General features: G+C 63.5%; 22 protein-coding genes. 2 read left to right on the top strand and 20 right to left on the bottom strand.

Features of this window, described 5'->3' with window-relative positions:
• Window positions 1–12 precede the first annotated feature (12 nt).
• The 13 genes from gmd to AX725_RS14670 form a co-directional block, all read right to left on the bottom strand.
• The gene (gene gmd / locus AX725_RS14730) at window positions 13–1,134 is read right to left on the bottom strand and encodes a GDP-mannose 4,6-dehydratase (RefSeq protein WP_060978791.1); all 1,122 of its coding nucleotides are present in this window, start codon (window positions 1,132–1,134) and stop codon (window positions 13–15) included.
• Complete coding sequence (locus tag AX725_RS14725) at window positions 1,131–1,892, bottom strand: glycosyltransferase family 2 protein (RefSeq protein WP_060978790.1); 762 nt, start codon at window positions 1,890–1,892, stop codon at window positions 1,131–1,133. The genes gmd and AX725_RS14725 overlap by 4 nt, the downstream gene beginning before the upstream one ends.
• Before the next feature lie 8 nt (window positions 1,893–1,900).
• Entirely contained in the window at window positions 1,901–2,806 is a 906-nt protein-coding gene (locus AX725_RS14720; protein WP_060978789.1) for a glycosyltransferase family 2 protein, read from the bottom strand.
• Window positions 2,807–2,839: 33 nt separating this feature from the next.
• Complete coding sequence (locus AX725_RS14715; RefSeq protein WP_197417975.1) at window positions 2,840–3,487, bottom strand: class I SAM-dependent methyltransferase; 648 nt, start codon at window positions 3,485–3,487, stop codon at window positions 2,840–2,842.
• Window positions 3,488–3,682: 195 nt separating this feature from the next.
• Window positions 3,683–4,540: a glycosyltransferase gene (locus AX725_RS14710; protein ID WP_066270733.1), complete on the bottom strand. Its 858-nt coding sequence runs from the start codon at window positions 4,538–4,540 to the stop codon at window positions 3,683–3,685.
• A 148-nt stretch (window positions 4,541–4,688) separates the two neighbouring features.
• Window positions 4,689–6,026, bottom strand: a complete 1,338-nt coding sequence (locus tag AX725_RS14705; RefSeq protein ID WP_060978787.1) for a hypothetical protein — start codon at window positions 6,024–6,026, stop codon at window positions 4,689–4,691.
• Window positions 6,027–6,135: 109 nt separating this feature from the next.
• Window positions 6,136–7,065: a glycosyltransferase family 2 protein gene (locus tag AX725_RS14700; protein ID WP_060978786.1), complete on the bottom strand. Its 930-nt coding sequence runs from the start codon at window positions 7,063–7,065 to the stop codon at window positions 6,136–6,138.
• A gap of 48 nt (window positions 7,066–7,113) precedes the next feature.
• Window positions 7,114–8,661, bottom strand: a complete 1,548-nt coding sequence (locus tag AX725_RS14695; RefSeq protein WP_060978785.1) for a lipopolysaccharide biosynthesis protein — start codon at window positions 8,659–8,661, stop codon at window positions 7,114–7,116.
• A 127-nt stretch (window positions 8,662–8,788) separates the two neighbouring features.
• Complete coding sequence (rfbA, locus tag AX725_RS14690) at window positions 8,789–9,673, bottom strand: glucose-1-phosphate thymidylyltransferase RfbA (protein ID WP_066113845.1); 885 nt, start codon at window positions 9,671–9,673, stop codon at window positions 8,789–8,791.
• 102 nt (window positions 9,674–9,775) lie between these two features.
• Window positions 9,776–10,822, bottom strand: a complete 1,047-nt coding sequence (gene rfbB, locus AX725_RS14685) for a dTDP-glucose 4,6-dehydratase (RefSeq protein WP_066113840.1) — start codon at window positions 10,820–10,822, stop codon at window positions 9,776–9,778.
• A 112-nt stretch (window positions 10,823–10,934) separates the two neighbouring features.
• Window positions 10,935–11,591 carry an acetyltransferase gene (locus tag AX725_RS14680; RefSeq protein ID WP_066113834.1) on the bottom strand — a complete coding sequence of 219 codons (657 nt, stop codon included), beginning with the start codon at window positions 11,589–11,591 and terminating at the stop codon, window positions 10,935–10,937.
• Between the two features lie 2 nt (window positions 11,592–11,593).
• Complete coding sequence (locus AX725_RS14675) at window positions 11,594–12,781, bottom strand: DegT/DnrJ/EryC1/StrS family aminotransferase (protein ID WP_066113829.1); 1,188 nt, start codon at window positions 12,779–12,781, stop codon at window positions 11,594–11,596.
• Window positions 12,782–12,862: 81 nt separating this feature from the next.
• Window positions 12,863–13,228 (bottom strand): MarR family EPS-associated transcriptional regulator, encoded by a 366-nt coding sequence (locus tag AX725_RS14670; RefSeq protein ID WP_081097162.1) that lies wholly within the window; start codon window positions 13,226–13,228, stop codon window positions 12,863–12,865.
• A gap of 389 nt (window positions 13,229–13,617) precedes the next feature.
• Between AX725_RS14670 and AX725_RS14665 the strand changes: the two genes are divergently transcribed.
• The gene (locus tag AX725_RS14665; protein WP_066113825.1) at window positions 13,618–14,976 is read left to right on the top strand and encodes an O-antigen ligase family protein; all 1,359 of its coding nucleotides are present in this window, start codon (window positions 13,618–13,620) and stop codon (window positions 14,974–14,976) included.
• A 60-nt stretch (window positions 14,977–15,036) separates the two neighbouring features.
• Here the strand turns inward: AX725_RS14665 and AX725_RS14660 are convergent, their stop codons facing one another.
• The 5 genes from AX725_RS14660 to AX725_RS14640 form a co-directional block, all read right to left on the bottom strand.
• Window positions 15,037–16,101: a mannose-1-phosphate guanylyltransferase/mannose-6-phosphate isomerase gene (locus AX725_RS14660; RefSeq protein WP_066113823.1), complete on the bottom strand. Its 1,065-nt coding sequence runs from the start codon at window positions 16,099–16,101 to the stop codon at window positions 15,037–15,039.
• A gap of 12 nt (window positions 16,102–16,113) precedes the next feature.
• Window positions 16,114–16,935, bottom strand: a complete 822-nt coding sequence (locus AX725_RS14655) for a class I mannose-6-phosphate isomerase (protein WP_060978779.1) — start codon at window positions 16,933–16,935, stop codon at window positions 16,114–16,116.
• A 2-nt stretch (window positions 16,936–16,937) separates the two neighbouring features.
• Window positions 16,938–17,966: a UDP-glucose 4-epimerase GalE gene (galE, locus tag AX725_RS14650; protein ID WP_060978778.1), complete on the bottom strand. Its 1,029-nt coding sequence runs from the start codon at window positions 17,964–17,966 to the stop codon at window positions 16,938–16,940.
• 12 nt (window positions 17,967–17,978) lie between these two features.
• Window positions 17,979–19,364, bottom strand: a complete 1,386-nt coding sequence (pgmG, locus tag AX725_RS14645; protein WP_060978777.1) for a phosphoglucomutase/phosphomannomutase PgmG — start codon at window positions 19,362–19,364, stop codon at window positions 17,979–17,981.
• Between the two features lie 181 nt (window positions 19,365–19,545).
• Window positions 19,546–21,150, bottom strand: coding sequence for a spinster family MFS transporter (locus AX725_RS14640; protein ID WP_060978776.1), 1,605 nt, complete (start codon window positions 21,148–21,150; stop codon window positions 19,546–19,548).
• A gap of 123 nt (window positions 21,151–21,273) precedes the next feature.
• Between AX725_RS14640 and AX725_RS14635 the strand changes: the two genes are divergently transcribed.
• On the top strand, window positions 21,274–21,744 hold the full coding sequence (locus AX725_RS14635; RefSeq protein WP_060978775.1) for a low molecular weight protein-tyrosine-phosphatase: 471 nt from the start codon (window positions 21,274–21,276) through the stop codon (window positions 21,742–21,744).
• Between the two features lie 15 nt (window positions 21,745–21,759).
• Here AX725_RS14635 and AX725_RS14630 read toward each other — a convergent pair whose 3' ends face one another.
• Together AX725_RS14630 and AX725_RS21320 are read right to left on the bottom strand one after the other, a co-directional pair.
• Window positions 21,760–23,280: a lipopolysaccharide biosynthesis protein gene (locus AX725_RS14630; RefSeq protein WP_060978774.1), complete on the bottom strand. Its 1,521-nt coding sequence runs from the start codon at window positions 23,278–23,280 to the stop codon at window positions 21,760–21,762.
• Complete coding sequence (locus tag AX725_RS21320) at window positions 23,226–23,426, bottom strand: hypothetical protein (protein WP_167348216.1); 201 nt, start codon at window positions 23,424–23,426, stop codon at window positions 23,226–23,228. Before AX725_RS21320 ends, AX725_RS14630 begins: the two co-directional genes overlap by 55 nt.
• Window positions 23,427–23,585 lie beyond the last annotated feature (159 nt).

The following is a 23,585-nucleotide window of genomic DNA, read 5'->3' as shown; positions in this document are numbered from 1 at the left end:
CGTGCGGATTCCTCAGTTCTCGATGCTCACCGGGAGGTCGAAGCCATTGGCCTTCAAGAAGGCGTGGCGCTGGGCTTCCTTGAGATCGGCCGCGACCATTTCGGCGCACATTTCCTGCGCGGTGATCTCGGGCTCCCAGCCCAGCTTCTCGCGCGCCTTGCTGGGATCGCCCAACAGGGTTTCCACCTCAGCCGGACGGAAATAGCGCGGGTCGATCCGCACGATCACGTCGCCCACCTTCAGCGCCGGCGCCATGTCGCCCGAAATCGCGGCAACGGTCGCGATCTCGTCGACGCCTTCGCCGGTAAACTCCAGCTCGACACCCAGTTCGCGCGCGGTCCAGCGGATGAACTCGCGGACCGAATATTGCTGGCCCGTGGCGATCACGAAATCTTCGGCATGGTCCTGCTGCAGCATCATCCACTGCATGCGCACATAGTCGCGCGCATGGCCCCAGTCGCGCAGCGAGTCGATATTGCCCATGTACAGGCACGATTCGAGGCCCTGCGCGATATTGGCGAGACCGCGCGTGATCTTGCGCGTCACGAAGGTTTCGCCGCGGCGGGGGCTCTCATGGTTGAACAGGATGCCGTTGCAGGCATACAGGCCATAGGCTTCGCGGTAGTTGACCGTGATCCAGTAGGAATAGAGCTTCGCCACGGCGTAAGGCGACCGCGGGTAGAAGGGGGTCGTCTCGCGCTGCGGGATTTCCTGGACAAGGCCATAGAGCTCCGAGGTCGAAGCCTGGTAGAAGCGCGCCTTGTTGCCCAGGTCGAGAAAGCGGATCGCCTCGAGCAGGCGCAACGTGCCGAGCGCGTCGACATCGGCGGTATATTCGGGCGATTCGAAGCTCACCGCGACGTGCGACTGGGCAGCCAGGTTGTAGATCTCGTCCGGACGCACTTCGCTGATGATGCGGGTGAGGTTCGACGTATCCGACAGATCGCCATAATGCAGCGTCAGCTTCGGATTGGGCTCGTGCGGATCCTGATAAATATGGTCGATGCGCTGGGTGTTCAGCGACGAGGCGCGGCGCTTGATGCCGTGCACCTCATAGCCCTGCGAGAGCAGAAACTCGGCCAGATAGGAGCCGTCCTGTCCGGTGATGCCGGTGATAAGGGCGCGTTTGGTCATGTCGATGTGTCGTCCTTCACGATAAATTGCCCGAGCTTGCTCAGGTTCTTGGCGGCCAGGGTCGCAATACCCCCCACGCCGTTGTTGCGCAGTGCCCGAAGGTCTTCGCGACTCTTCAGGATGATCCGTCCCAGCGAGCGGTTGCTCTCGCCCCCCAGGCGCATTTTGACAAGTACCTCGGGAATATAGCCGAGCCGGATCTGGCCCTTTCCGAGGTAGCGAAGCATGGCATCATAATCGGCAGCGATGCGCAGCGACGTGTCATAAAGACCGTGCCGGTCGAACACCTCGCGCCGCAGATACAGTGTGGGATGCGGCGGCATCCACCCCCGCTTGAGCAGTGCCGGGCGATAGGCTCCCGAACGCCAGTGCCGCACCACCCTGGTCGGATCGCTGGCGGCGACATATTGCAGATCGCCATAGACGCCGTCGACATCCTGCGTGGCAAAGGTCCTGGCGACCTTTTCGAGCACATGATCGTCGGCAAAGACATCGTCCGAATGCATCAGGCCGATCACGTCACCGGTGGCACGCGCGATGCCGCGATTGATGGCGTCATAGATGCCCCCATCGCGTTCGGACACGATCTGCGTGTCCCCGGTCGCGGCGCTCCGGACCACGTCGAGCGTGCCATCGGTCGATCCACCATCCTGGATGATGTGCTCGATCGTGCCATGGCTCTGCGCCTGGACGCTGGCCATCGCATCGCCGATCGTGGCGACCCGGTTGAAAACGGCGGTGACGACGGAAATCTTCATGGGCCCCGTCACCGCTGCAGATCGATGCCGAGCACGTCGCGGATCGCCGTCTTCGCGTCCTTGTGCGTATCGCGCATATGCTTGCGCACCTCCTGCAGCTTGGCATCGACCAGATAGCGGTACCAGAAGCCCTGGAGGATGTGGAAGGCGCGCCCCCCGCTGGTGTCGAGAAAGCCAAGACGCAGGACGAAGCGATAGAAGAAATAGAGCGAGGCGCGCAGCTGCGCCGGCAGCCGCGCATAGACCTTTTCCTTCAGCCAGCGCTTGATGCCCGCCTGCTGCCCGCCCTTGAGGTCGGCGACCGTTTCGCTGGCCATGAAACCATGTTCGAGGTTCAACAGGTCCACCACCTCGCGCGAGGCATAGGCATTGTGCTTTTCGGTCCACCAGGTCAGCGAATTGCGGTTGTCGTCGATGATCTCGCCAGCGAATTGCGCGGTGGCGCCCTGAACCAGGATATGCTCGTCCATCCAGCGGTTCTCGCACCGCCCGCGGCCATGCCGGAACAGGCGGATGATGCGGATCGGGAACAGCCCCCCGAACCGCACGCGTTCGCCGAGAAAGTTCATGCGCCGCCCAACATAAACCGCATCGACATCACCGGGCAGCTGGTGCAGCTTGGCGTCGATTTCCTGGGCCAGCGATGGCGTGACGATCTCGTCGGCATCGAGCCGCAAGACCCATTGGGTGTCCTGCGGCAGCTGGTCGAGCGCCCAGTTGAACTGGGTGGCATAGTTTACCCAGGGCTTGTGCAGCACGGTAGCGCCGCGTGCGGTCGCCAGCTCCACGGTCCGGTCGCTGGAGCCGCTATCGATGACGAAGACACGGTCTGCTATGCCCTGGACCGAGTCCAGCGCGCGCTCGATATGCAGTTCCTCATTCTTGGTGAGGATAACCACCGACAGAAGCGTCATTCCAAGATCTAACTTTTTGTTTTCCGGTGCCAATCAGCCGCGCGGTCGACGCGTTATGGCGATCATCGATTTCGCCAGGGCGGGAATTCGGCCGACCTTCAGGTACCGCGGCGGTTCGAACCCAGCCTCGACCAGAAGTGTCGTCAGGGTCTTTTCCGACCAGAACTTGATGTGTCCATGGTCCCACAAGGCGGTGAAATGGGCATCCATCGTGCCCGTCACGGCCATGGCCAGGTTCTTCCAATAGCCATGATAGGGCGTCGAGAAGATCGCCGCACCGCCCGGCTCGAGCAGGCTGAAGGCCGTCTTGGCATAATCGCGTGGCGCATAGACATGCTCCACCACTTCCAGGCTGACCAGCATCGGGAAGGTGCCATAGGTTTCGGCCAGATTGTCATAGGCAGACCCGCGCGCGAGCTTGAGCTGCGGATAGGCCTTCTGCGCCTGCTCGATGCCGTCCGCCGAAGGATCGACCCCGGTAACATCCCATCCGAGCGAGCTCATCCTGGCTGCCACGCTGCCATTGCCGCATCCCAGTTCGAACAGCCGGGGCTCCCGATCGCCGAGACCTGCCTTAATCTTCTCCAGCTCGGACAGAACCGTGGGAAGGAGATACTCATGTGAAGGGTTGGTTTCGAAGTCGGAATACTCATATCCCGATATGGATTGAAGTTCCTTCACCGGCCGCACATCCTCGATTTTGCGGACACCTTTCCGGCCGCACCGGGCCGCAGGTCGTTCCCCCACAGAGCCGGTTCGATAGCTGCTCCGAGGGGGATTGTCACCAGCAATCTGGGGACAATGCAGGATCGGGTGAATTTCCGGTTTACGGCATGCGCCCGCAAAACCGGGCGTCGGTCGGCCGCAAAGCTCGGATCAGATCGAAGGGATCAAATAGCGTGTGAAATAGCTCGCAACGTTATTTGCCGAACGGATCAACCGCTTGAGTTTTTCTCCGACCAGCGGCACGAACTCGCACCCTCTCAGCAGCTTCGCCATGACCGAAAGATACAGGCCCGCCCCTGGCCGCGACAGCCGGATGCGGTACAGATCGGCCAGTTCGGCGACCCGCTTGGGCGGAACGTTGAGCGACAGGTTGCTGCCATGCAGGCGATAGCCCGCCACGTGCAGTCGGGGATTGACGTAGAAATTATACCCTTCGCCGCGCATTCGCAGGAAATAATCGCCGTCGAACACATAGCGATAGGCATTGTTGATCAGGATATTGTGGTTCACCCTGGCGCTCCAGAAGGTCGCCGGCTGCAGAAATCCGCCACCCCTCAGGAACACGTCACCCCGGATCAGCGGGTGATAGTCGTAATTGACCGGCGCCTGGAAACGTCCGTCGCCGCTGAGATAATAGCCGCCGAGCGAGACGATATCGACGTCGAAGAAGTTTTCGAACTGGTCGGCGACGATGCGCAGCGAATCCGACCGCAAAAAGGTATCGTCCGAATTCAGCCAGCAATAGATGGCATCATCCGGTGCGTCGGGCCATTGCTCCCTGGCCAGGCCATAGGCGATCGATGCGGCCTGGCCGAGACCCTTTTTCTCGAGAAAGGTCCAGTTGTTGCGCTGGCAATATTCCTCGGCAATCGCGCGGCTGTTGTCGGTCGAGCCGCCGTCGATGATCAGCACGCCGACATCGACACCCACCTGCCCCTCGATCGAGGCAAGGCAGGCATCGAGAAACTGGCCATAGTTCAGATTGGGCACGACGATGCAAAAATACATATGCAGATCCATGAAACGAACGAGATGTGGCCAGGTCCCGCTGGCGGTCCAATGGCACGATGAGGATGGGTCGGAACGGCCTGGCCCCGGCGTGGCGCAACCGCGCCCGGCCGGGTCCTGCCGCTGCTCATTTCGGCAGGACGGGCCTTCAGGCCAGCCTGTGCCGATGGTGCAACTTGGCCGGCTGGCGCCTTGACCCGAAGATCAGCACAAGCAGCGGCGTGATCAGGAAAATCTGCGCGAGATTGACCCAGAAGATGGTGTCCGAAGGGAAATAGAACAGGCACATCAGCAGGAAGGTGATCGTCCAGACCGCCTTGAGCAGCGCGATCAGCGACTGCGACGACCGGGCCTTGACCAGCAGTCTGCCGGCCGCATAGCCGATGAAGACGGTATAGAGGATCATGCCGAGAAAGCCGTACCAGTCGAGCACGTTGCCGAAACCGGTGCGCCATCCCGTCGGCTGTCCGCCCAGCATGATGTAGCGCTTGTAGTTGTCGGCGCGGGCACCGAAAAAGGCCGAGTCATAGCCATCCGAGAAGCGGGCCGCGATCGCCTCGAACGGCCCTGCCGACCAGCGATAGAAGTCGGTGTCGGACACGATCGCGATGTTGAAGTTGCTCCACGGCCCGACGAGATAGTGGAAGATCACCGTGATGAAGTAGGAGGCATCCGGCGCGATCCGCTTCAGCGTGGCGCCGAAATAGCGATAGTCGGCCGTGTGGAGCGTATTGGCGATCTCGGCGCTCGACACGCGCTGGACGCCGATCAGATAGATCGCCACGGCGCCGAAGATCGCCGCGATGCCCACCCCGACATAGAGCAGCACGTTGGAGGCCCGGCCCTTTCCCTTGGCGGATTTGGCGTCCTTGGTCACCTTGGAGGACACCATGAAGGTGGCATAGCCGATCGCCCCTGCCACAAGGAAGAACGTGCGTCCGGCCTGCAGCACCACCGCCAGCGCCATCAGCACGATCGCCCCTGCCATCATCGCATTGACATATATGGGGAAGCGGTGGCGCCATTTGGTCAGCAAAATCGGGATATAACCATAGGCCTGATAGGCGAAAATCGCGGCAATCTGCTTGGTGATGTCCGAACCGGCAGTGATTTCGCGAACTTCGCCCGTGTTGGTCAGCACCACGTCGACCGAGGTGCCCTGGCCGTAGAGCCAGTAGACATAATAAGCCGCAGCCGCCGAAATGGGGACCGAAAGATAGGTATAATATTTGATGATGATCCGGTCGTGCGCCAGGTCCGGCGCCGGCTCGTACAAGGCCCGCGCCTTGCCGGTATTGATCGATACCTTGAGCAGGATCAGGATGGTGATGAACCACAAGGCCGCCTCGACATAGAAGACCGAAAATGTCACCGGGCCGAGAAAATACAGCAGCAGCACGACGATATAGGGCACGAACAGGCTGTCGTTCAGCAGCTTGCTCTTCTTGGGCGTCCGGGGTGTCGCGTGGTTCATCATGATCTGCATTTCAGTTTTCCGGCGGCAGCCGCCAAGGGCACGTTACCGGACCGCCATGGGCCGCTCGTCCGCCCGTGTAGCTTGGAACCTTGCATACAGCAATGACGGCGGTCGCGCCTCAGTTGCCGAGCAACCGGCGCGCGAGCATGTTCCAGCCGACCTGGATCACCGGCATCGGTCCGCGCTTCGCGAGTTCCGCCAGCACCGCAGGGCGGCCTTCCTTTGACAGGATCTCGAAATAGGCCAGATTGCTCCGGGCCTGGCGCAGATAGCGGGGCGGCAGTTCTGCCCCCAGCGATTCGAGGATGATCTGCCAGGTGATCGCATATCGCGCATAGCGCTGCGCGCGGGTGCTGCCCGTCCAGGCTCCGCCCTCGTGGATGCGATAGCGCGAGGTCACCCGGTTCTGCATCGCCAGGCCGTCATCGACCAGACAGGCGGTCAGCAGGATGGTGAGGTCCGCCGACACGACCTGGCGGGTAAAGGCCGCGGCCCATTTGTCGAACAGGCTGCGCCGCATCGCAAAGGTGCTGGTGTGGATGTACTTGCGCATCGCAAAGATGTGCGATCCCGGGATGATGGTGACGGGGCCGGAGCCGTCGGCCTTGGGGAAGGCGGGCCCCAGGCTCTCGCTGTGCGTGAACGACTGGCATTGGGTGCCGACGAAATTCCGGCCTGATCCGACAAGATATTCCACCTGCTGCTGCAGCTTGTCGGTTTCGGTCCAGTAATCGTCCACCTCGCAGATCGCGACAAACGCCCCTCTGATATGGGGCGCGCACGCCTGAAGCGGGCAGAAGCCCTGCGACCACCGGTTGGACGGTTGCAGAACCGGCGTGAAGATGTCCGGAAAGCGATCGGCATAGTCGCGGATGACGTCCTGGCTGCCGTCCGACGAGGCATCGTCGTGCACGACGATCTGGAGCCGATAATCGGTCTGCTGCGCCATCAGCGAATCGAAGCAGCGGGCGATATAGTCGCGCGTGTTGAAGCTGAGGCAGACGATCGTGATCAGATCGGGCTCGCAGTCTTGGGGTGCGGGTGTCATCGAAAAGCTTTCAGAAGCGGGCGGCCATGGTCAGCGCGCAGCGGAGGGTCAGGCGCGTATCGTGCGGGCCATCAGCCGCGCGATCATCCGTCGGCCCTCGTCGGAAAAGGCGAACGCGGTGGTGATGACGAAGGCCGAATAGACGCCGACCTTCGCCACCACGACCCAGCGGTTCGGATCGCCCTGCAGCATCAGACTGTCGGCAGCCAGGCACGCCAGTCCGGCAATCACGGCGCCCAGCAGCGGCAGGCCGATGTCGCGCAACAGCCAGCGCGACAGCGGAATGCCACTGAACTTCAGGTGCACGATCGGAGCGGTGATGGCGAATACCAGAACCCGCATCGTCGCCCAGGCAATGCCTATCCAATAAGCCTGGAAATGCAGCGCGATGAAGGTGATCAGCGGAACCTGCACCACCATCGACAGCGTCGAGGCGTGGATATGGACCCGGATATGGCCATAGGCATTCTGCAGGATCAGCAGCAGGCTGGACAATGTCAAAACCCCCGAGCCCAGGCCGAACCATGCCAGGAATACCGCGCCGCCGTCGGCCATGGCGCTGTTGCCGGACACCGCGAAAATCACCGGCTGGGCAAAGAAGGCAAAGATGACCGCCACTGAAAGCGAGGCGATCGCCATGAACTGGGTTGCTTGCGAATAGAGCGCATTGGCGCGCTCCTCATCGCCCTCGTTCACATAGATGGTCAGCCGCGGCAGGATGGCCTGGCCGATCGGCTGTGCGATGCGGTCGGCGCCATTGGCCACGAGAATGGCAAAGGCGAAATATCCGTACAGCTCCAGCGACATCGATCGCGACGCGAGGATCTTGTCATATTGGGTCAGCATCGCCCAGGCCATGACGGTGTAGAAGGTGCCCAGCGTGAAGGACAGGTTGTTCCGGATCGTCGTCATGAAGGCGACGCGTTCTTCAGGCGCTGCGACCCGGTCACCTGAATCGGCGCGGCGTCTGGCCGGGATTGCGCGGTAGAAAAGGGCCGCCGTCAGGGCCAGTTCCAGGAGCGAGACGATGGCCTGATAGGTGAAGAAATCCATGATGCCGAACAGCCCGCTCGCCATCAGCGCCAGCCCGCCCGGCCAGCGCAGGGTCGTGAACAGGACGTTGATCTGGTTCAGCGTGACCTGCCGCTCGAGCCCTGCCAGGCCGGAGGAATAGACCGAGATGCCCCAGCGCGTGGCCAGGATGAACCCCATGATCTGCAACGAATAGATGCCGACGTCCTGATCGAGCTTGTCCGATTTCAACCACTGGTTGAGGAACCAGTCGGCGCCGATCAGACAGACGGCGAGAGTGACGACCGCAAGCACCACCGAAAGCCATTCTATCCCGCGCAGCAGGTTGAAGAACTCGTCGGCATGAGCCCTGCCCTTGACCTTGAAGATCGCCGCCTGCCGGGCCAGCACCGGCACCAGGCCGGACGAGAGCAGGTAGATGGTCGAATTGAGGATCAGAAACAGACCGATCAGGCCGAACTCTTCCGGCGGGACATAGAGCAGGTACAGCGGCGCCACGATGATGCCGCAGCCCGTGTTGTAGGCCTGGCCGACATAGTTGGCGATGGTGTTGCGCAAGAGCATAAGGGGGTGACTTCAAAAACGTTTGGCACGCCCATCAACCGCCGGACGCGGCAATGGGGCAGGCGCCTGCCGCCGGCCGGGCAGCTTCATGGCGCGATCAGAACCGGCGCTGGCCGAGCGAGAAAAGTTATTCGTTCAGCAGCGATTGCAGATACTGGCCATAAGGCGCCTTGCCATAGGCCTTGGCCATCGCACCCAGTCGCTCGTTGTCGATCCACCCCTTGCGCCAGGCAATTTCCTCGAGACAGGCGATCTTGTAGCCCTGGCGCTGTTCGATCACCTCGACGAATTGCGCGGCCTGCAACAGGCTTTCGCACGTGCCGGTATCCAGCCAGGCAAACCCGCGGCCGAGAAGCTCGATATTCAGTTGGTCCCGATCGAGATAGTCCTGCAACACGCTGGTGATCTCCACCTCGCCGCGCGCGGAAGGCCGCACATTCCGGGCGATACGGGCGGCGGCATTGTCGAGGAAATACAGGCCGGTAATCGCATAATCCGATCGCGGCTCGGCCGGCTTTTCCTCGATCGAGAGTACCTTGCGGTCGGCATCGAACTCGACGACGCCAAAGCGGTGCGGATCGGCGACGCGATAGCCGAAAATCGTCGCGCCTTCGCGCCGCTCCATGGCGGAACTGAGCTTCGGATAGAAATTCTGGCCGTAGAAGATGTTGTCGCCCAGGATCAGGCAGACATTGCTGTCGCCGATAAACTCCTCGCCGATGACGAAGGCCTGGGCCAGGCCTTCGGGCCGGGGCTGCTCGGCATAGGTGAGCGTGATGCCGAAGCGGCTGCCATCGCCGAGCAGTTTCTCGAACAACGCACGGTGCTCGGGCGTGGTAATGATCAGCACGTCATTGATGCCTGCGAGCATCAGCACCGAGAGCGGATAATAGATCATCGGCTTGTCATAGATCGGCAAGAGCTGCTTCGAGATGCTCTCGGTCAGCGGATACAGGCGCGTACCCGATCCTCCGGCCAGGATGATGCCTTTGGTGCCTGATTCATTCGACATGGGTGTCTCCACAGGGGAATTGGTTGGTCTGCCCGGTTGTGCCGACGCAAGGCGGGGCCGGGGGCGAGATCGCAGGGGTGGCGCGGCTGTTGCCTCGACGGCTTACAGGAACTGGTCCTGCTTTTCCTGGCGCGCGCAGATCATCGCCACCCAGTCATCGTTATCCAGATACCATTGCACGGTCTGGCGCAGGCCGGTCGAGAAGGTTTCGCGCGGCTCCCAGCCGAGCTCGCTTCCGATCTTGCTGCAGTCGATGGCATATCGACGGTCGTGGCCGGGCCGATCGGTGACGAACGTGATCAGCGAGCGATAGTCATGACCGGCCACCGGGCGCAGCTCGTTCAGAAGATCGCAGATCTGGTGGACCACCTCGATGTTCTTCTTCTCGTTCTTGCCGCCGATATTGTAGGTCGAGCCCAGCTCGCCCCGGGTCAGTACGAGATGAAGCGCGCGCGCGTGATCCTCGACATAAAGCCAGTCGCGGATCTGCGATCCGTCGCCATAGACCGGCAGCGGGCGGCCTTCCAGGGCATTGCGGATGATGCGGGGGATCAGCTTTTCGGGAAACTGGTACGGCCCGTAGTTGTTCGAGCAGTTGGTGACGACGATCGGCAGGCCATAGGTGCGGAACCATGCGCGGACCAGATGATCGGATCCGGCCTTGGTCGCCGAATAGGGCGAGCTAGGATGATAGGGCGTTTCCTCAGTGAACGGATGCGCATCGGGTTCCAGATCGCCGAACACCTCGTCGGTCGAGATATGGTGGAACCGGAAAGCCTGCTTGCGGTCGTCGGGTAGCGCGTTGAAATAGGCGCGCGCCACCTCGAGCAGGATGAAGGTGCCGACAAGGTTGGTCTGGACGAAATCGGCCGCGCCATGGATCGACCGGTCGACATGGCTTTCGGCCGCCAGGTGCATGATGGCATCGGGCTGATGCTCGCTGAAGATCCGCTCCATCGCGGCGCGGTCGGCAATATCGGCCTTCTCGAAAATGTAGCGGTTGTTGCCCGCGACCGGTTCGAGCGTCTCGAGACAGCCCGCATAGGTCAGCTTGTCCACATTGATGACGGTATCGCTGGTCTCTGCCAGGATCAGCTTGATCAGCGCCGAGCCGATAAAGCCCGCGCCGCCGGTGACTATGATTTTCATGCGAACATATCCTTGATGGTTCACCACGCCCGGCTCGGGGAATGATGATCGAATGGCTCTGGGGGCGCCGCCCGGCATGGCGGGCGGCTAGCCTGAAGGGGAGTGATAGGGCCTATTTGCCCATCGGCTTGGCCGGATTTCCGACCACGGTGGTGAAGGGGGGAACATCCTTGGTCACGACGGCGCCCATGCCGATGACCGCCCCTTCGCCGATCCGCCGGGGCTCGCCCGTCGCGCCCTGCTTGATGATGGCGCCGGTGCCGATATAGGCATGGTCGCCGACATGCACATTGCCCAGGCACTGCACGGCGGGGGCAAAGGTGACATAGTCACCGATGACGCAGTCGTGCGCCACGATGCTGGCGAGGTTGCACTGGAAGAACTTGCCGATCCTGGCGTTCGAGGTGATGATGACATTGGGGCAAATGATCGCGCCGATGCCGATCTCGTTCTCGTCATACTGGATCGCATTGGGGGAGATCAGCGATACCGGCTGGCCGCCCGCAGCGACGAGTTCGCCGGCAAGACGCTCTCTCGCCTTGGAATCGGCGACAGAGATGTTGAAATATTTCTCCGCATGCGGGCTCGACGCATAGTCCTCGAGGCTGATGACCCGGTGTCCGTTGACCAGGCCTTCGCGCGCATGCGTCTCGACAAAGACCAGCTCCGCCCGGTCGGCCCAGTTCTGGCGGGCAAAGGGCATGATTTCACGCCCGAAGCCTCCGGCACCAAAAATGCCGACCAATGCCTTCTTCTCGACCTCCGACATGATCAAACCTCCTCCGTTTGCCGCGCCAGTGCCATGCAGACATCGCGAATGACATCGATCGTGCCCGCCGGCAGGCCCGTGCCCGTCGGCAGGACGATGACGCGATCTGCCACCAGTTCGGACCGGGGCAGCGATAGCCCTGCATAGGTCTCGCTCTCGCTATAGGCCTTCATGCGGTGGCAGCTCGGCCAGAAATATTTCCGCGCCATGATGTTCTCGGCCTGCAGCGCCTGGACGATCGTGTCGCGCGTGCAGGGGAAGGTGCTGTCGACCTCCGCCACGATATACTGGTAATTGAAGGGCTCTTCGCTGGGGTCGATCACGCTGATGCCGTCGATGCCGTCAAATGCGGCGCGATAGGCATGGTAATTCGCGCGGTTGGCTTCCACCACCTTGCCGACATTATCGAGATTGACCAGCCCCATGGCGGCGCAGATTTCAGACATCTTGCCGTTGGTGCCGTGCATCACCGAATTGTCGAGCGCGGCAAAGCCGAAATTGCGCATAAGCCGCATCCGTTCGGCAAGGGCATCGTCGTTGGTGGTGATGGCGCCACCCTCGAACGAGTTGAAGAACTTGGTGGCATGAAAGCTGAACACCTCGGCGCGGCCGAAGCCGCCGATCATCCGGCCGCCATGGCTGCACAGAAAGGCATGGGCGGCATCGAACATCAGGCTGAGCCCATGCTCGTCGGCAATGGCCTGCAGGCGATCGACATCGCAGGGGCGGCCCCACAAATGGGTCGCCAGGATACCGCTGGTGCGCGGCGTGATCAGATGGGCGATCGCATCCGGGTCCAGATTGTGCGTGTCGGGATCGACCTCGGCAAAGACCGGGGTCAGGCCCAGCCAGGACAGCGCATGCGCGGTGGCGATGAAGGTATAGGACGGGACGATGACCTCGCCGGTCAGGCCCAGCGCCCGGATCGCGATTTCCAGCCCGATCGTGCCGTTGCACACCGTGATGCAGTGCTTCACGCCCAGTTCCTGCGCGACCCGCTGTTCGAACTGTTCGACCATCGGCCCGTTGTTCGACAGCCAGCCGCGATCGAAGATGCCATCGACCAGGGCCATGAAGGCTGCGCGATCGCCGATATTGGGCTTGCCGACAGGAATGGGCGCGGCAAAGGCCGGCGGCGCTCCGTGGAGCGCGAGATCCGAAGCAGACCGAATGGTTTTCTGAAGGGTCATGATCGCTGATATCTTCCGAAAGGATGGTGAGAGTCGGGCTGGGGTAAACAGGATGTCCGATGTCAGGCGCGCGCGCCGGGCTCAGCTGCGGTCATTGTCGAGCTCCGCCGCCAATTCCTCGAGCTCGGCGCGCAGCGCGGCATATTCCAGTCGCTTGCGCGCCAGGAAACGGGCGGTGATCGCAGCCTTTTCTGCAAGGCCCTTGGGGGTGAGCACATAGGCATAGCCGCGCTTGCTTTCGGCATGGGAAAACCGGTCCCATTTCACGAGGCCGCGCTCTGCGAGCGCGCGCACCATGTAATGGACCGCGCCCAGGCTGATGCCCAGCTTCTCCGCCATCTCCCGCTGGGTGATTTCCGGATTGGTGGCGATCAGGCGCAGCACGCGGAGCCTTGCATCTTCGCGGCGCTGACTGGCGGGGCTGGAAACGAGTTCGGATGTGTGCATATAGCTACCGCACGGCGCGACCCGAAGGGTCCGCCGGTTGATCGGGCGGCGCGCATCTGGGTCGCGCCGCTATGTTCAATTTTGAACCCATAGCGCCAAGCCCGCCTTTGGCAAGCCGATTCCGCGCGCGCTTCGGCAAAAACCGGTATATCGGATCGGTTCGGTGCCGGGGCTCCAATCGTGCACGCCGCTTGTGCCGGGCCCGGGCTCGATCGGTCGCAGCGGTGACATTGCCCCCTTTTTCAAATTGTTGAACTCGCCTATCAGCGGCGCAAGCAAGCCTTCCGGAGCGCATGATCTTGAATCAATCCATTTCCTCGCCGCGCAAGTCGATGCGTCACAGCAGGTCGCGATCGTCTGCCAGCGCAACCCAGTTGCAATGGTTCTGGATGGCCGTTTTCCTGGTTGTGCTGGCGCTGCTGGGCGGCAGTTCGCGTGCCGACCCGGCTCAGCTGGCGATGCTGCGACCGATGACGGCGCTTCTGCTGATCCCCGCGATATATTACATCCGGCTTGATGACCTGGCGCCCGCCAGGATCGTGCTGCTGTTCCTGGGCGGGCTGCTGGTGTGGATGGTCGTTCAGCTCGTGCCGCTGCCCCCGGGCTTGTGGCAGGGGCTGCCCGATCGCGAGACCATCGTCGCGCTCGACAGGCTCGCCGGAAATGCCGACGTGTGGCGTCCGATCTCGCTGGCACCGTTTCGCGGCCTCAATTCGCTGCTCAGCCTGATCGTGCCTGTCTGCGCCTTGCTGCTCGCCGTGTCGATGAAGCTCAACTCGCGCGTCCTGCTCACCATCATCGCGGGTCTCGGTCTGGTCAACGCGCTTTTCGGCCTGTTGCAGGTGGTCGGCGGCTCGCGCAGCTTCCTGTATCTCTATTCCATCACCAACATCGATACGCCGGTCGGGCTGTTCGCCAACGAGAACCATTCGGCGGTGTTCTCTGCCCTGTCGCTGCTCGCGGTGACGCGGCTGTTTCTCGATCACAATCCGATCCACCGTCCGGTATGGATGAAGCTTGCCTTCGTCCCGGTGTTTCTGATCATCCTGTTCACGGTGCTGATCAGCGCGTCGCGTGCGGGTCTGATGGCGACCCTGTTCGCCATCATTGCATCGGGCCTCATGGGCTGGATGACGGTGCGCTCGCGCGGCTCGGGCAAGGCCAAGGTCAAGGTGCCCGAAACCAGCCGAAAGGCGATTTACGCAGCGACGGCCGGTTTTGCACTCGTTGTCCTGCTGATCGTCGTCGCCTTTTTGTGGCTCGAGCGCACGCCCGCCTTCCAGGACCTGATGGGCCGCAATTCGATGGAGGATCTGCGCTGGAAGACCTGGCCGGTTTTCCAGACCATGGTGAGCAACCATTGGCTGCTGGGCACCGGATTCGGATCCTTCGACACCGTGTACCGCCTTTACGAGCCCGACGATCTGCTGGCCCGATCCTATCTCAACCACGCCCATAACGACTGGGTCCAGATCGTGATCGAAGGCGGCATTCCGGCTGCGCTGCTGCTGGCTGGGCTGCTGATCTGGCTGGCCCGGTTCGTCCGCACCCTTTTGGGCAGCCGCGAGCATCAGGCGCTGGCGGTGTTCTGCCTGGCTGTGCTCGCCATTATCGGGTCGGCGTCGCTGGTCGACTATCCCGCGCGCACCCCGATCTTCCAGGCGGTGCTGGTCTGGCTGTTCCTGGCGGTGGTCCAGGATGCCAGGGCGGTGCGCGCCGGATCGGGCGAGGGCCGCTCGTCAGGCTGATGCGATGCCGGCCGGAGCGAGCGATCCCCCCGGCATCTTCTCTCCGCGCGCGAGCCTGCTCTAGGCCTGGCTGCGTGCTTTCAGCGCTTCGGCGATCTTCTTGACGTCCTGTGACCGGCCCTTGGGCACGATCATCACATGGCTGCCATTGGCGATGACGATGAGATCCTCGATCCCCGATGCGGTCACGGTGATTCCGTCGGCATGCACGTGGCAGCCGCGGGTGTCGATCAGCACAGTATCGCCGGCGACGGTGTTGCCGTCCGCATCGGCGCTGCCGATCTCCGCCAGGGCATCCCAGCTGCCGACATCGGACCAGCCGCAGGCGACGGGCACGATGGCGACACGCTCGGCGCGCTCCATCACCGCATAGTCGATCGAATCCGACGGGCAGGCGGCGAACCGCTCGGCATCCGGGCGAATCAGACGCGCCGTCAGGTCCGCGCCCGCCAGCGCCGCGCGCGCTTCGGCATCCATGCTCGGGGCGTGGCGCGCCAGCTCGGCCAGATACCGGTCGGCGCGCATCAGGAAGATGCCGGCGTTCCACGCATGGCCGCCCTCGGCCAGCATCGCCTCGGCCTTGTCGCGCGCCGGTTTCTCGATGAAGCGATCGACCCTGCGCACACCGGGCACATGCTCAAGCCCGTCCCCCATGCTGATATAGCCAAAGCCGGTTTCGGGACCCGTGGGTTCGATGCCGAAAGTGACCAGCCAGCCATCGCGCGCCGCCGGAAGCGCGGTATCGACCGCGGCCAGAAAGGCAGGCAGATCCAGGATCACATGATCGCTCGGCATCACCAGCATCACCGCATCGCCCCCGCCCGCGGCGAGCGCGGCGAGCGCGATCGCCGGCGCGGTGTTGCGCGCGCTCGGCTCGAGGATGATGCGTGCCCCCTCGTGCGCCTCGCCGCCCAGCTCGGCTTCCATCAGCGCGGCATGCCGTTCGGCCCCGATGATCAGCGGGGCGGCAAAGCGGGTCGAATCGCCGGCACGCGCGAGCGTATCGGCAAACATCGTCCGGTCAGACGCGAGCGCGAGAAATTGTTTCGGGCTCTGGTCGGTCGACAGCGGCCACAGCCGCGTGCCCGATCCGCCGGACAGGATGACGGGGATGATCTGGGTCATGGGGGTCTCGCTTCAATGCGCGCGCGCAAGCAGCAGCCGCGCGCCCGGGCTGGCGGTAAAGCGGCTGTCGGGATCGATGGCAAGGCATTCTCCCGCGTCGACGGTCAGCAAGCCCTCGGGCTGCTCGACCCGAACGCTGCCTTCGACCGGAATCACCGTGAGCGGCCCCGTGCCGTCCAGCCGCGCCGCGGCATCGCCGGTGAGCAGCAGCGAGAATAACGGCCCATCGACCAGCAGCTGGTCGGCCGCGAAATCGACCCTGCGATGCAGTTGGGCGGGATAGGGCGCGGCGCGCGAGACCGCGACGCCATCGTCGAGATGCAGTTCGCGCGGGCGTCGGTAATCATAGAGCCGATAGGTGATGTCGGCATTCTGCTGCACCTCGATCAGGCTCACGCCCGCTCCGATCGCGTGCACCGTCCCTGCCGGTATATAGTAGAAATCGCCGCGCGCGACCGGCTTCCAGTCCATCAGCGCCTCGATCTCGCCCGACAGCGCGGCCTCGCGCAGTTCGTCGGCTCCGAGCGGGCGAAGCGTGCCGATGCCCAGGCACGCGCCCGGCTCGGCATCGAGCACCAGCCAGCACTCCTCCTTGCCGCTCGCCAGGCCCATGGCCTGCGCCTCGGCATCGCTGGGGTGCACCTGGATCGACAGCTTCTCGCTGGTGAAAAGATATTTGACCATCAGCGGCAGCGCCGGGCCGGTTTCCGCCTCGAACCAGATCTCGCCGATCTTCTCGCTGCCCGGGTTGCGGAACGGGGCAGGCAGCACCGCACGGCCCCAGGGCTTTTCGACCTGGCGCGTGGCAAGCTTGCAGGCAGACAGCGCTGCCATGCTCATCCAGCCCGTTCGCTGAGGCGGCGTTCCCAGGCCAGTGCATGGGTGACGATGGTGTCGAGATCGTCAAAGGCAGGCTGCCAGCCGAAGCGCGCGCGGATCGCGCTGCTGTCGGCGGTGAGCGCGGCGGGGTCGCCGGCGCGGCGGTCGGACAGCACGCGCTCGATCTTCAGATTGGTGACGCGGTCGACCGCGTCGAGCACCTCGAGCACCGAATAGCCATGGCCATAGCCGCAATTGAGCCGGTGGCTCTCGGACGGATTCTCGATCAGCGCCTCGAGCGCGAGCACATGCGCATTCGCCAGATCGCTGACATGGATATAGTCGCGCACCCCGGTGCCGTCGGGGGTGTCGAAATCGGTCCCGAACACTGCCACGCTGTCGCGCTTGCCGAGCGCGGCTTCGACCGCGACCTTGATCAGGTGGGTCGCACCTGCGGTCGACTGGCCGGTGCGCGCCTGCGGATCGGCCCCCGCCACGTTGAAATAGCGCAGCGCGCAATAGTTGAAGTCATGCGCGAAGGCGACATCGCGGAGCATCCACTCGGTCATCAGCTTCGATGTGCCATAGGGATTGATCGGCTGTTGCGGGGCGTTCTCGGGGATCGGCCCATCGCCTTCGGGCGTGCCGTAGGTCGCAGCGGTGGAGGAGAAGATGAAATGCTTCACCCCGCCGTGCACCGCCGATTCGATCAGCGCGCGGCTCTTCACCGTGTTGTTGCTGTAATATTTGAGCGGGTCGCTCACCGATTCGGGCACGATGATCGATCCGGCAAAGTGCAGGATCGCACCGATCTGCTGTTCGGCGATGATCCGCGCGACCAGCTCGCCATTGGCAATGTCGCCCTCGTAGAATGCGACGCCAACGGGCACCGCCCAGCGAAAGCCGGTGACGAGATTGTCGATCACCGCGACCTTCCAGCCCGCATCCCTGAGCGCCAGCACGGCATGGCTGCCGATATAGCCCGCACCACCGGTGACCAGCACCGCATGACGGGTCTTGAATGCGCTGACCGCTTCGCTACCCATGATCGAAACTCCTCAATGCCCCGCCTGGGGACCGCGCTCGAGGCCCGAGGCCGCAAGCTGATCGTCGATCTGCGCCATCAGCCGGTCGAGGCCTTCCTGGCTGCGCGCTTCGGCGCGCGCGACGAGCACGTCCTGCGTGTTCGATGCGCGCAGCAGCCACCAGCCGTCCTCGGTGTTGACGCGTGCGCCATCGGTCGCGTTCACATTGGCACCGGCGGCCGAGAGGCGTTCGAGCACCTCGTCCACCACCGCGAACTTGCGCGTCTCGTCGACCTGGAAGCGCATTTCGGGGGTGTTGATCATCGGCGCCATTGCGCCGCGCATCTCGGTCACGCTCTTGCCGAGCAGCGTTTGCGCCTCGATCAGGCGGACTGCGGCGTAGAGCGCGTCGTCAAAGCCGTAATAGCGATGCTTGAAGAAGACGTGCCCGCTCATCTCGCCCGCGAGCGGACAGCCAGTCTCCTTCATCTTGGACTTGATCAGGCTGTGCCCGGTCTTCCACATCAGCGGCTCGCCGCCGAGCTCGCGCACACGGTCGAACAGCGCCTGGCTGGCCTTCACATCGGCGATGATCGTCGCGCCGGGCAGGTTTTTCAGCACCACTTCGGCGTAAATGCTGAGCAGCTGATCGCCCCAGATCACGCGGCCCTGGCCGTCGATCGCCCCGATCCGGTCACCATCCCCGTCAAAAGCCACTCCGAAATCGAGCTGCTTTTCCGCGACGAGTGCCTTCAGATCGGCGAGATTCTTTTCCTCGGTAGGATCGGGATGATGATTGGGAAAATTGCCGTCCACATCGGTAAACAGCGTGAAATGTTCGCCCGGAAGGCGCTGGACCAGCTTTTCGACCGCAGGTCCTGCCGCGCCATTGCCGCAGTCCCAGCCGATGCGCGCGGCGGTGCCGCCGAAATCCTCGACCAGCCGGTCGACATAGCGATCGAGAATATCGACCTGCCGTGCGCTGCCGGTGCCCTCGGCCCAGTCGCCGACTGCCGCCATCTCGCCCAGCTTGCGGATATCCACGCCGAAAAACGGGCGGCCCTGAAAGACCATCTTGAAGCCATTGTAATTGGCGGGGTTGTGGCTGCCGGTTATCTGAATGCCGCCATCCGCCTCTTCCAGCACTGACTCGGCATAATAGAGCATAGGGGTGGGGCCCATACCGACGCTGATCGCATCGATACCGCTGTCGTTCAGCCCCTTGATCAGCGCCGCTTCGAGCACCGGAGAACTGACGCGGCCGTCATAGCCGACCACCACGCACTTGCCGCCCGCGCGCGCGATCAGCGTCGCAAAGCCGCGTCCGATCGCATAGGCATCCGCCTCGCCAAGCGTTTCGCCGATGATCCCGCGAATGTCGTATTCGCGCAGGCTGGTGGGGTGAAAGGCATGGGTCATGTATCGGTCAGCTTCCCGAACTGTGCTGCGCAGCGTCGGGCTGCCCAGAATTCAACCCTGAACGGGCCATGGAGCAGCGTCGTTACCGTTGCCTCCTCCGGAATTCAACACGGTTATATGTGGCACCACAGGCGATCGGGTCCGATCCGGTGGGACCGGGCATGACCTCGGGGGCGCTCCGTCACACCGGCTCGCCAGCCGCCCGCGCGCGCTCGACCACGGTGCGTTCGGCCAGCGGCACCATCCGCCAGGCGAAGAACAGCAGGGTCAGGCCAACCGGCACGATCACCAGGATCGAGAGCACCCCGGTGGACAGGCTGCCCGAGATCACCGACATCTGCCCGGCGAGATAGGGGCCGAGCGCCAGGCCGAACAGCGTGGTCGCCAGGAAGAAGGTCGCGGTGGCGGTGCCGCGCATGCGGGGCATCACCAGATCCTGGGTCGTTGCGGCAGCTGCTCCCAGCGCCGAGCTGGCGAACATGTTGGCAAGCGAGGCGAAGACGGTGAAGCGGATGAAATCGGCGTCCGAATTCGGATCGTTGGCGGTGGTATAGGCCAGGATCACGGGCAAGACCGGGGTGATGAGCCCGAAGGCGATCACCATGATCCGCCCCGATTCGCTGCGCGCACGCAGCCAGTCGGACATGCGACCGCCCAGGATCACGCCCAGGAACCCGCCGAGCGCGCCGAAGCCGCCGATCCAGAAGCCGATTTTCGCGGTGTCCTCGCCCAGGACCTGTGCGGCATAGGTCGGTCCGAACGCGGTGGTGGCATAGGACAGGAAGGCGACGCAGCCATAACCCAGGATCGTGCACAGGAAGGCGGGCGATCCCCAGATGAGCGCGAAGGTCGCCTTGTCGCGCGCGCGCAGCGAACTTGCCCAGGAAAACACGGCATAATAGCCGATGGCGATGCACAGCCATTGCAGCGTCGCGCCGGTGAGCGCGATCATGCCGGCTGCGATCAGCCCCAGCAGCACCAGCGCGCCGATATTGACGGCAAAGGCTGCGGCACCGCGCTGCGCCGCCGCGATCATCGTGAACGGCGGAATGACCGCGAAAAGCTCCTGGAAGAAACCGCGAAACGGCTCGGGTGACGGCGGCGTCGGCAGCCCGTCGACCAGCCCGCGCACCGGCTCGCGCATCGTCGCGACCCAGGCGGCGAGCAGCAGGCCGGGCACGCCTACGGCTAGGAACGCCGCCTGCCAGCCGACCAGGCCCAGCGGACCGCCGCCCGGATAGGCATTGTTCCAGCCTGCGACGATGAAGCCGCCGATCATCAGCGAGATGCCGCCCCCGAAATAGAGCCCCGCCGAATAGATCGCGAGCGCGGTGCCGCGCATGCGCTTGGGGAACATGTCCGAAATCAGTGAATAGGCCGAAGGGCTCGCGGTGGCCTCGCCGATGCCGACGCCCATGCGCGCGAGGCCCAGGGTCAGGCCGTTCTTCGCAAAGCCGGATACCGCCGTCATCGCCGACCAGATGGCCAGGCCCACGGTGAGCAGCCGCACCCGGTGCCAGCTATCGGCGAGCCGTCCCAGCGGAATGCCGAACAGCGCGTAGAACACGGCAAAGGCGGTGCCGTAGAGAAAGCCGATATCGGCATCATCCAGCCCCAGGTCCGCCTTGATGTCGGGCGCGAGGATGGTGATGATCTGCCGGTCGATGAAATTGAGCACATAGACGAGGAAGAGGATGAACAGCCCGTACCAGGCATAAGGCGAGGCCGATGTGGCGGGCGCGATACCCGGCGCGGCGGTGTCCTGATTGTCGTTCGGCCCAGCCATGCGCGTGTCTCTCCCCGATTTCGGCGTCTCTTGTGTGCGTCCTTGCCCTTGGCTAGCAGAGCCCCGAAGTGACGCAAGCGTCAAACGACCGGAAGCGGTCAGCTGCGGGAAAGGGGCCAGTGAGTGAAGACGCCATCGATCCTGTTCGTCTGCCTCGGCAATATCTGCCGCTCGCCGCTCGCTGATGGCGCGCTCAGGCACCGGGTGCATCAGCTCGATCTGGGCTGGACGGTCGATTCGGCCGGCACCGGCGGCTGGCATCGCGGCGACCCGCCCGATCCGCGTGCGATCGCGGTGGCGCGCGCGCATGGCGTCGACATTTCGGGCTTGCGCGGACGCCAGGTGAGCGCGGACGATTTCGAGCGGTTCGACCTCATCCTTGCGATGGATCACGACAATCTCGCTGGCCTGCGCCGGATCGCCCCGGCGAGCTCGCCCGCCGAGCTCTGCCTTGCGCTCGATCTGGTGCCCGGACGCGAAGGGCAGCCGGTCGCCGACCCCTATTATGGCGACGCGTCGGGCTTCGATGCGACCTGGGCCGATGCGATAGCGATCGCCGATGCCGTGCTCGCGCGCTTCGGCATCCGCCGGTGAGCGCATCGCGGCTGGTCAGGCGGCGGCGATCTCTTCCTCTGCGATGACGGGCGGCTGGCGGCGCAACAGCGCGATCGCATCGCTCAGCATCTGCGGCGCCAGCACACGCAGCAGCAGCCCATAGCTGAGCACGCCGATGGCGGCGAGCAGCGCCAGCCGGGCCATGATCTCGGGCAGGCTGCTGTCGAGCGTGCCGTTGAGGCCGATGCGCATCATCCAGACCAGGGCGGCCATCGCGGCGGCCGCGCCGACCCCCGGCAGGCATGCAATCAGCACGTCGCGCACGCGCACGCCGATCACCGGACACGACTGCCACAGGCAGAACAGCAGCACGACCGGCATGCCGATCACCCAGCCGAGGGCCAGGCCGGTCACGCCGAAGCGCACCCCGATCAGGAACATCAAGGGCATGAAGGCCGCGCCAAAGGCCGAGCATCGCACCGTGATGCGGGGCGCGCCCAGCGCATTGACCGCCGGGGCGATCAGCACATGCAGCGTCATGAACGGCATCGCGAGCGCGAACAGCTGGACGAGGGGCACCATCTCCACCCATTTGGGCCCGAACAGGGTGTACACGGCTTCAGGCGCGGTCACCGCCAGCCCGGCATAGACCGGACAGCAGATCAACATGATCAGCCCGATGGCCTTGAGAAAGGCTGCCTTCAGCCGGGCGGGTTCGGCCTGCAGCCGCGAATAGGCGGGAAAGGCGACCTCGTTGAGCGGCGGAATGACCTTGGAGGAGAACATCTGCGCAAGGAACAGCGCCTCGGCATAGAGGCCGAGCGCATGCGGATCGAGCGCGCGCCCGGCGATCAGCACATCGGCCTGGGTCTGGAGGCTCCACAACAGATGGCTGGTGAGCATTGCGCTGCCGAAACCGATCATGCTGCGCGTGCCGCGAAAGTCGAAGCTGGGCCAGACGACGAATCGCTGCGCGATGCACAGGCCGATCGCCCGGCTCCACACCATCGATGTCGGCGCGGCGACCAGCGTCCAGACGCCCCAGCCGGCCAAAGCGCATGCGATCGACGTGATCGCGCAGACAAAGGCCGAGATGAAATTGACGATGGCCAGCCTGCGGAAATCGAGCGCGCGGCTCATCAGCACTTCGGGCACCGCCATGAAGGGCGTCGCGAGGTACATCACCGTCTGCCAGCGCAGCAGCTCGGCCACATGAGGCTGGCCATAATAAGCGGCGATCGCCGGCGCTGCGGCAAACTGGACGGCGGCAATGCCGAGATTGAGGATGAGCAGCAGCCCGAAAGCCTGGCGCACCCGGAAGGTGTCGATCTGCTCCTGCTGGATCAGCGAGCTGGCAAAGCCATAGCCGTTGAGAAAGGCCAGCATCACCATCACCACCTGGGTCATGGCGAACAGGCCGTAATCGGACGGGTCGAGAATCCGAATCACCGCCAGCGTCGTGGTCCACATCACCACCTGACTGACGATCTGGCTGCCGGAACGCCAGAAAACCGCGGATCTCACGCGGTTGGCGAATCCTGAATCAGCGATTCCCGCAGCTGTATCTTCGACCATAAACGTCCATGTTCCCCTGAAGGGCTGTTATAGGCACCCGGGGGCCGGATGCCAAAACCCCGGATTTTTCGGGGTGCAGACGCATTGCCCCAAAAAAATTGAAATAAAATTGCAAAAAGGGTTTGACCCGAATCGATGTCGGCCATAGATGACGCCTCACCGGACGGGACGCGGCGCTGACGCATCGCACTTCCACCGGTCGCCAACATCTTCGGATAGCCAATCCCTCGGTTTAAAGATCGGGGCACACTGGTTGTCCGCTGTTTTTGTCGGTGAGATCTTTGACATTGTAGGTTTAGATGAAG

It is taken from the genome of Blastomonas sp. CCH9-A1, assembly GCF_001557175.1.
In the GTDB taxonomy this organism is placed as follows: Bacteria; Pseudomonadota; Alphaproteobacteria; order Sphingomonadales; family Sphingomonadaceae; genus Blastomonas; species Blastomonas delafieldii_A.
The sequence above is the reverse complement of the archived record's forward strand: the minus strand, read 5'-3'. Positions and strand labels throughout refer to the sequence as shown.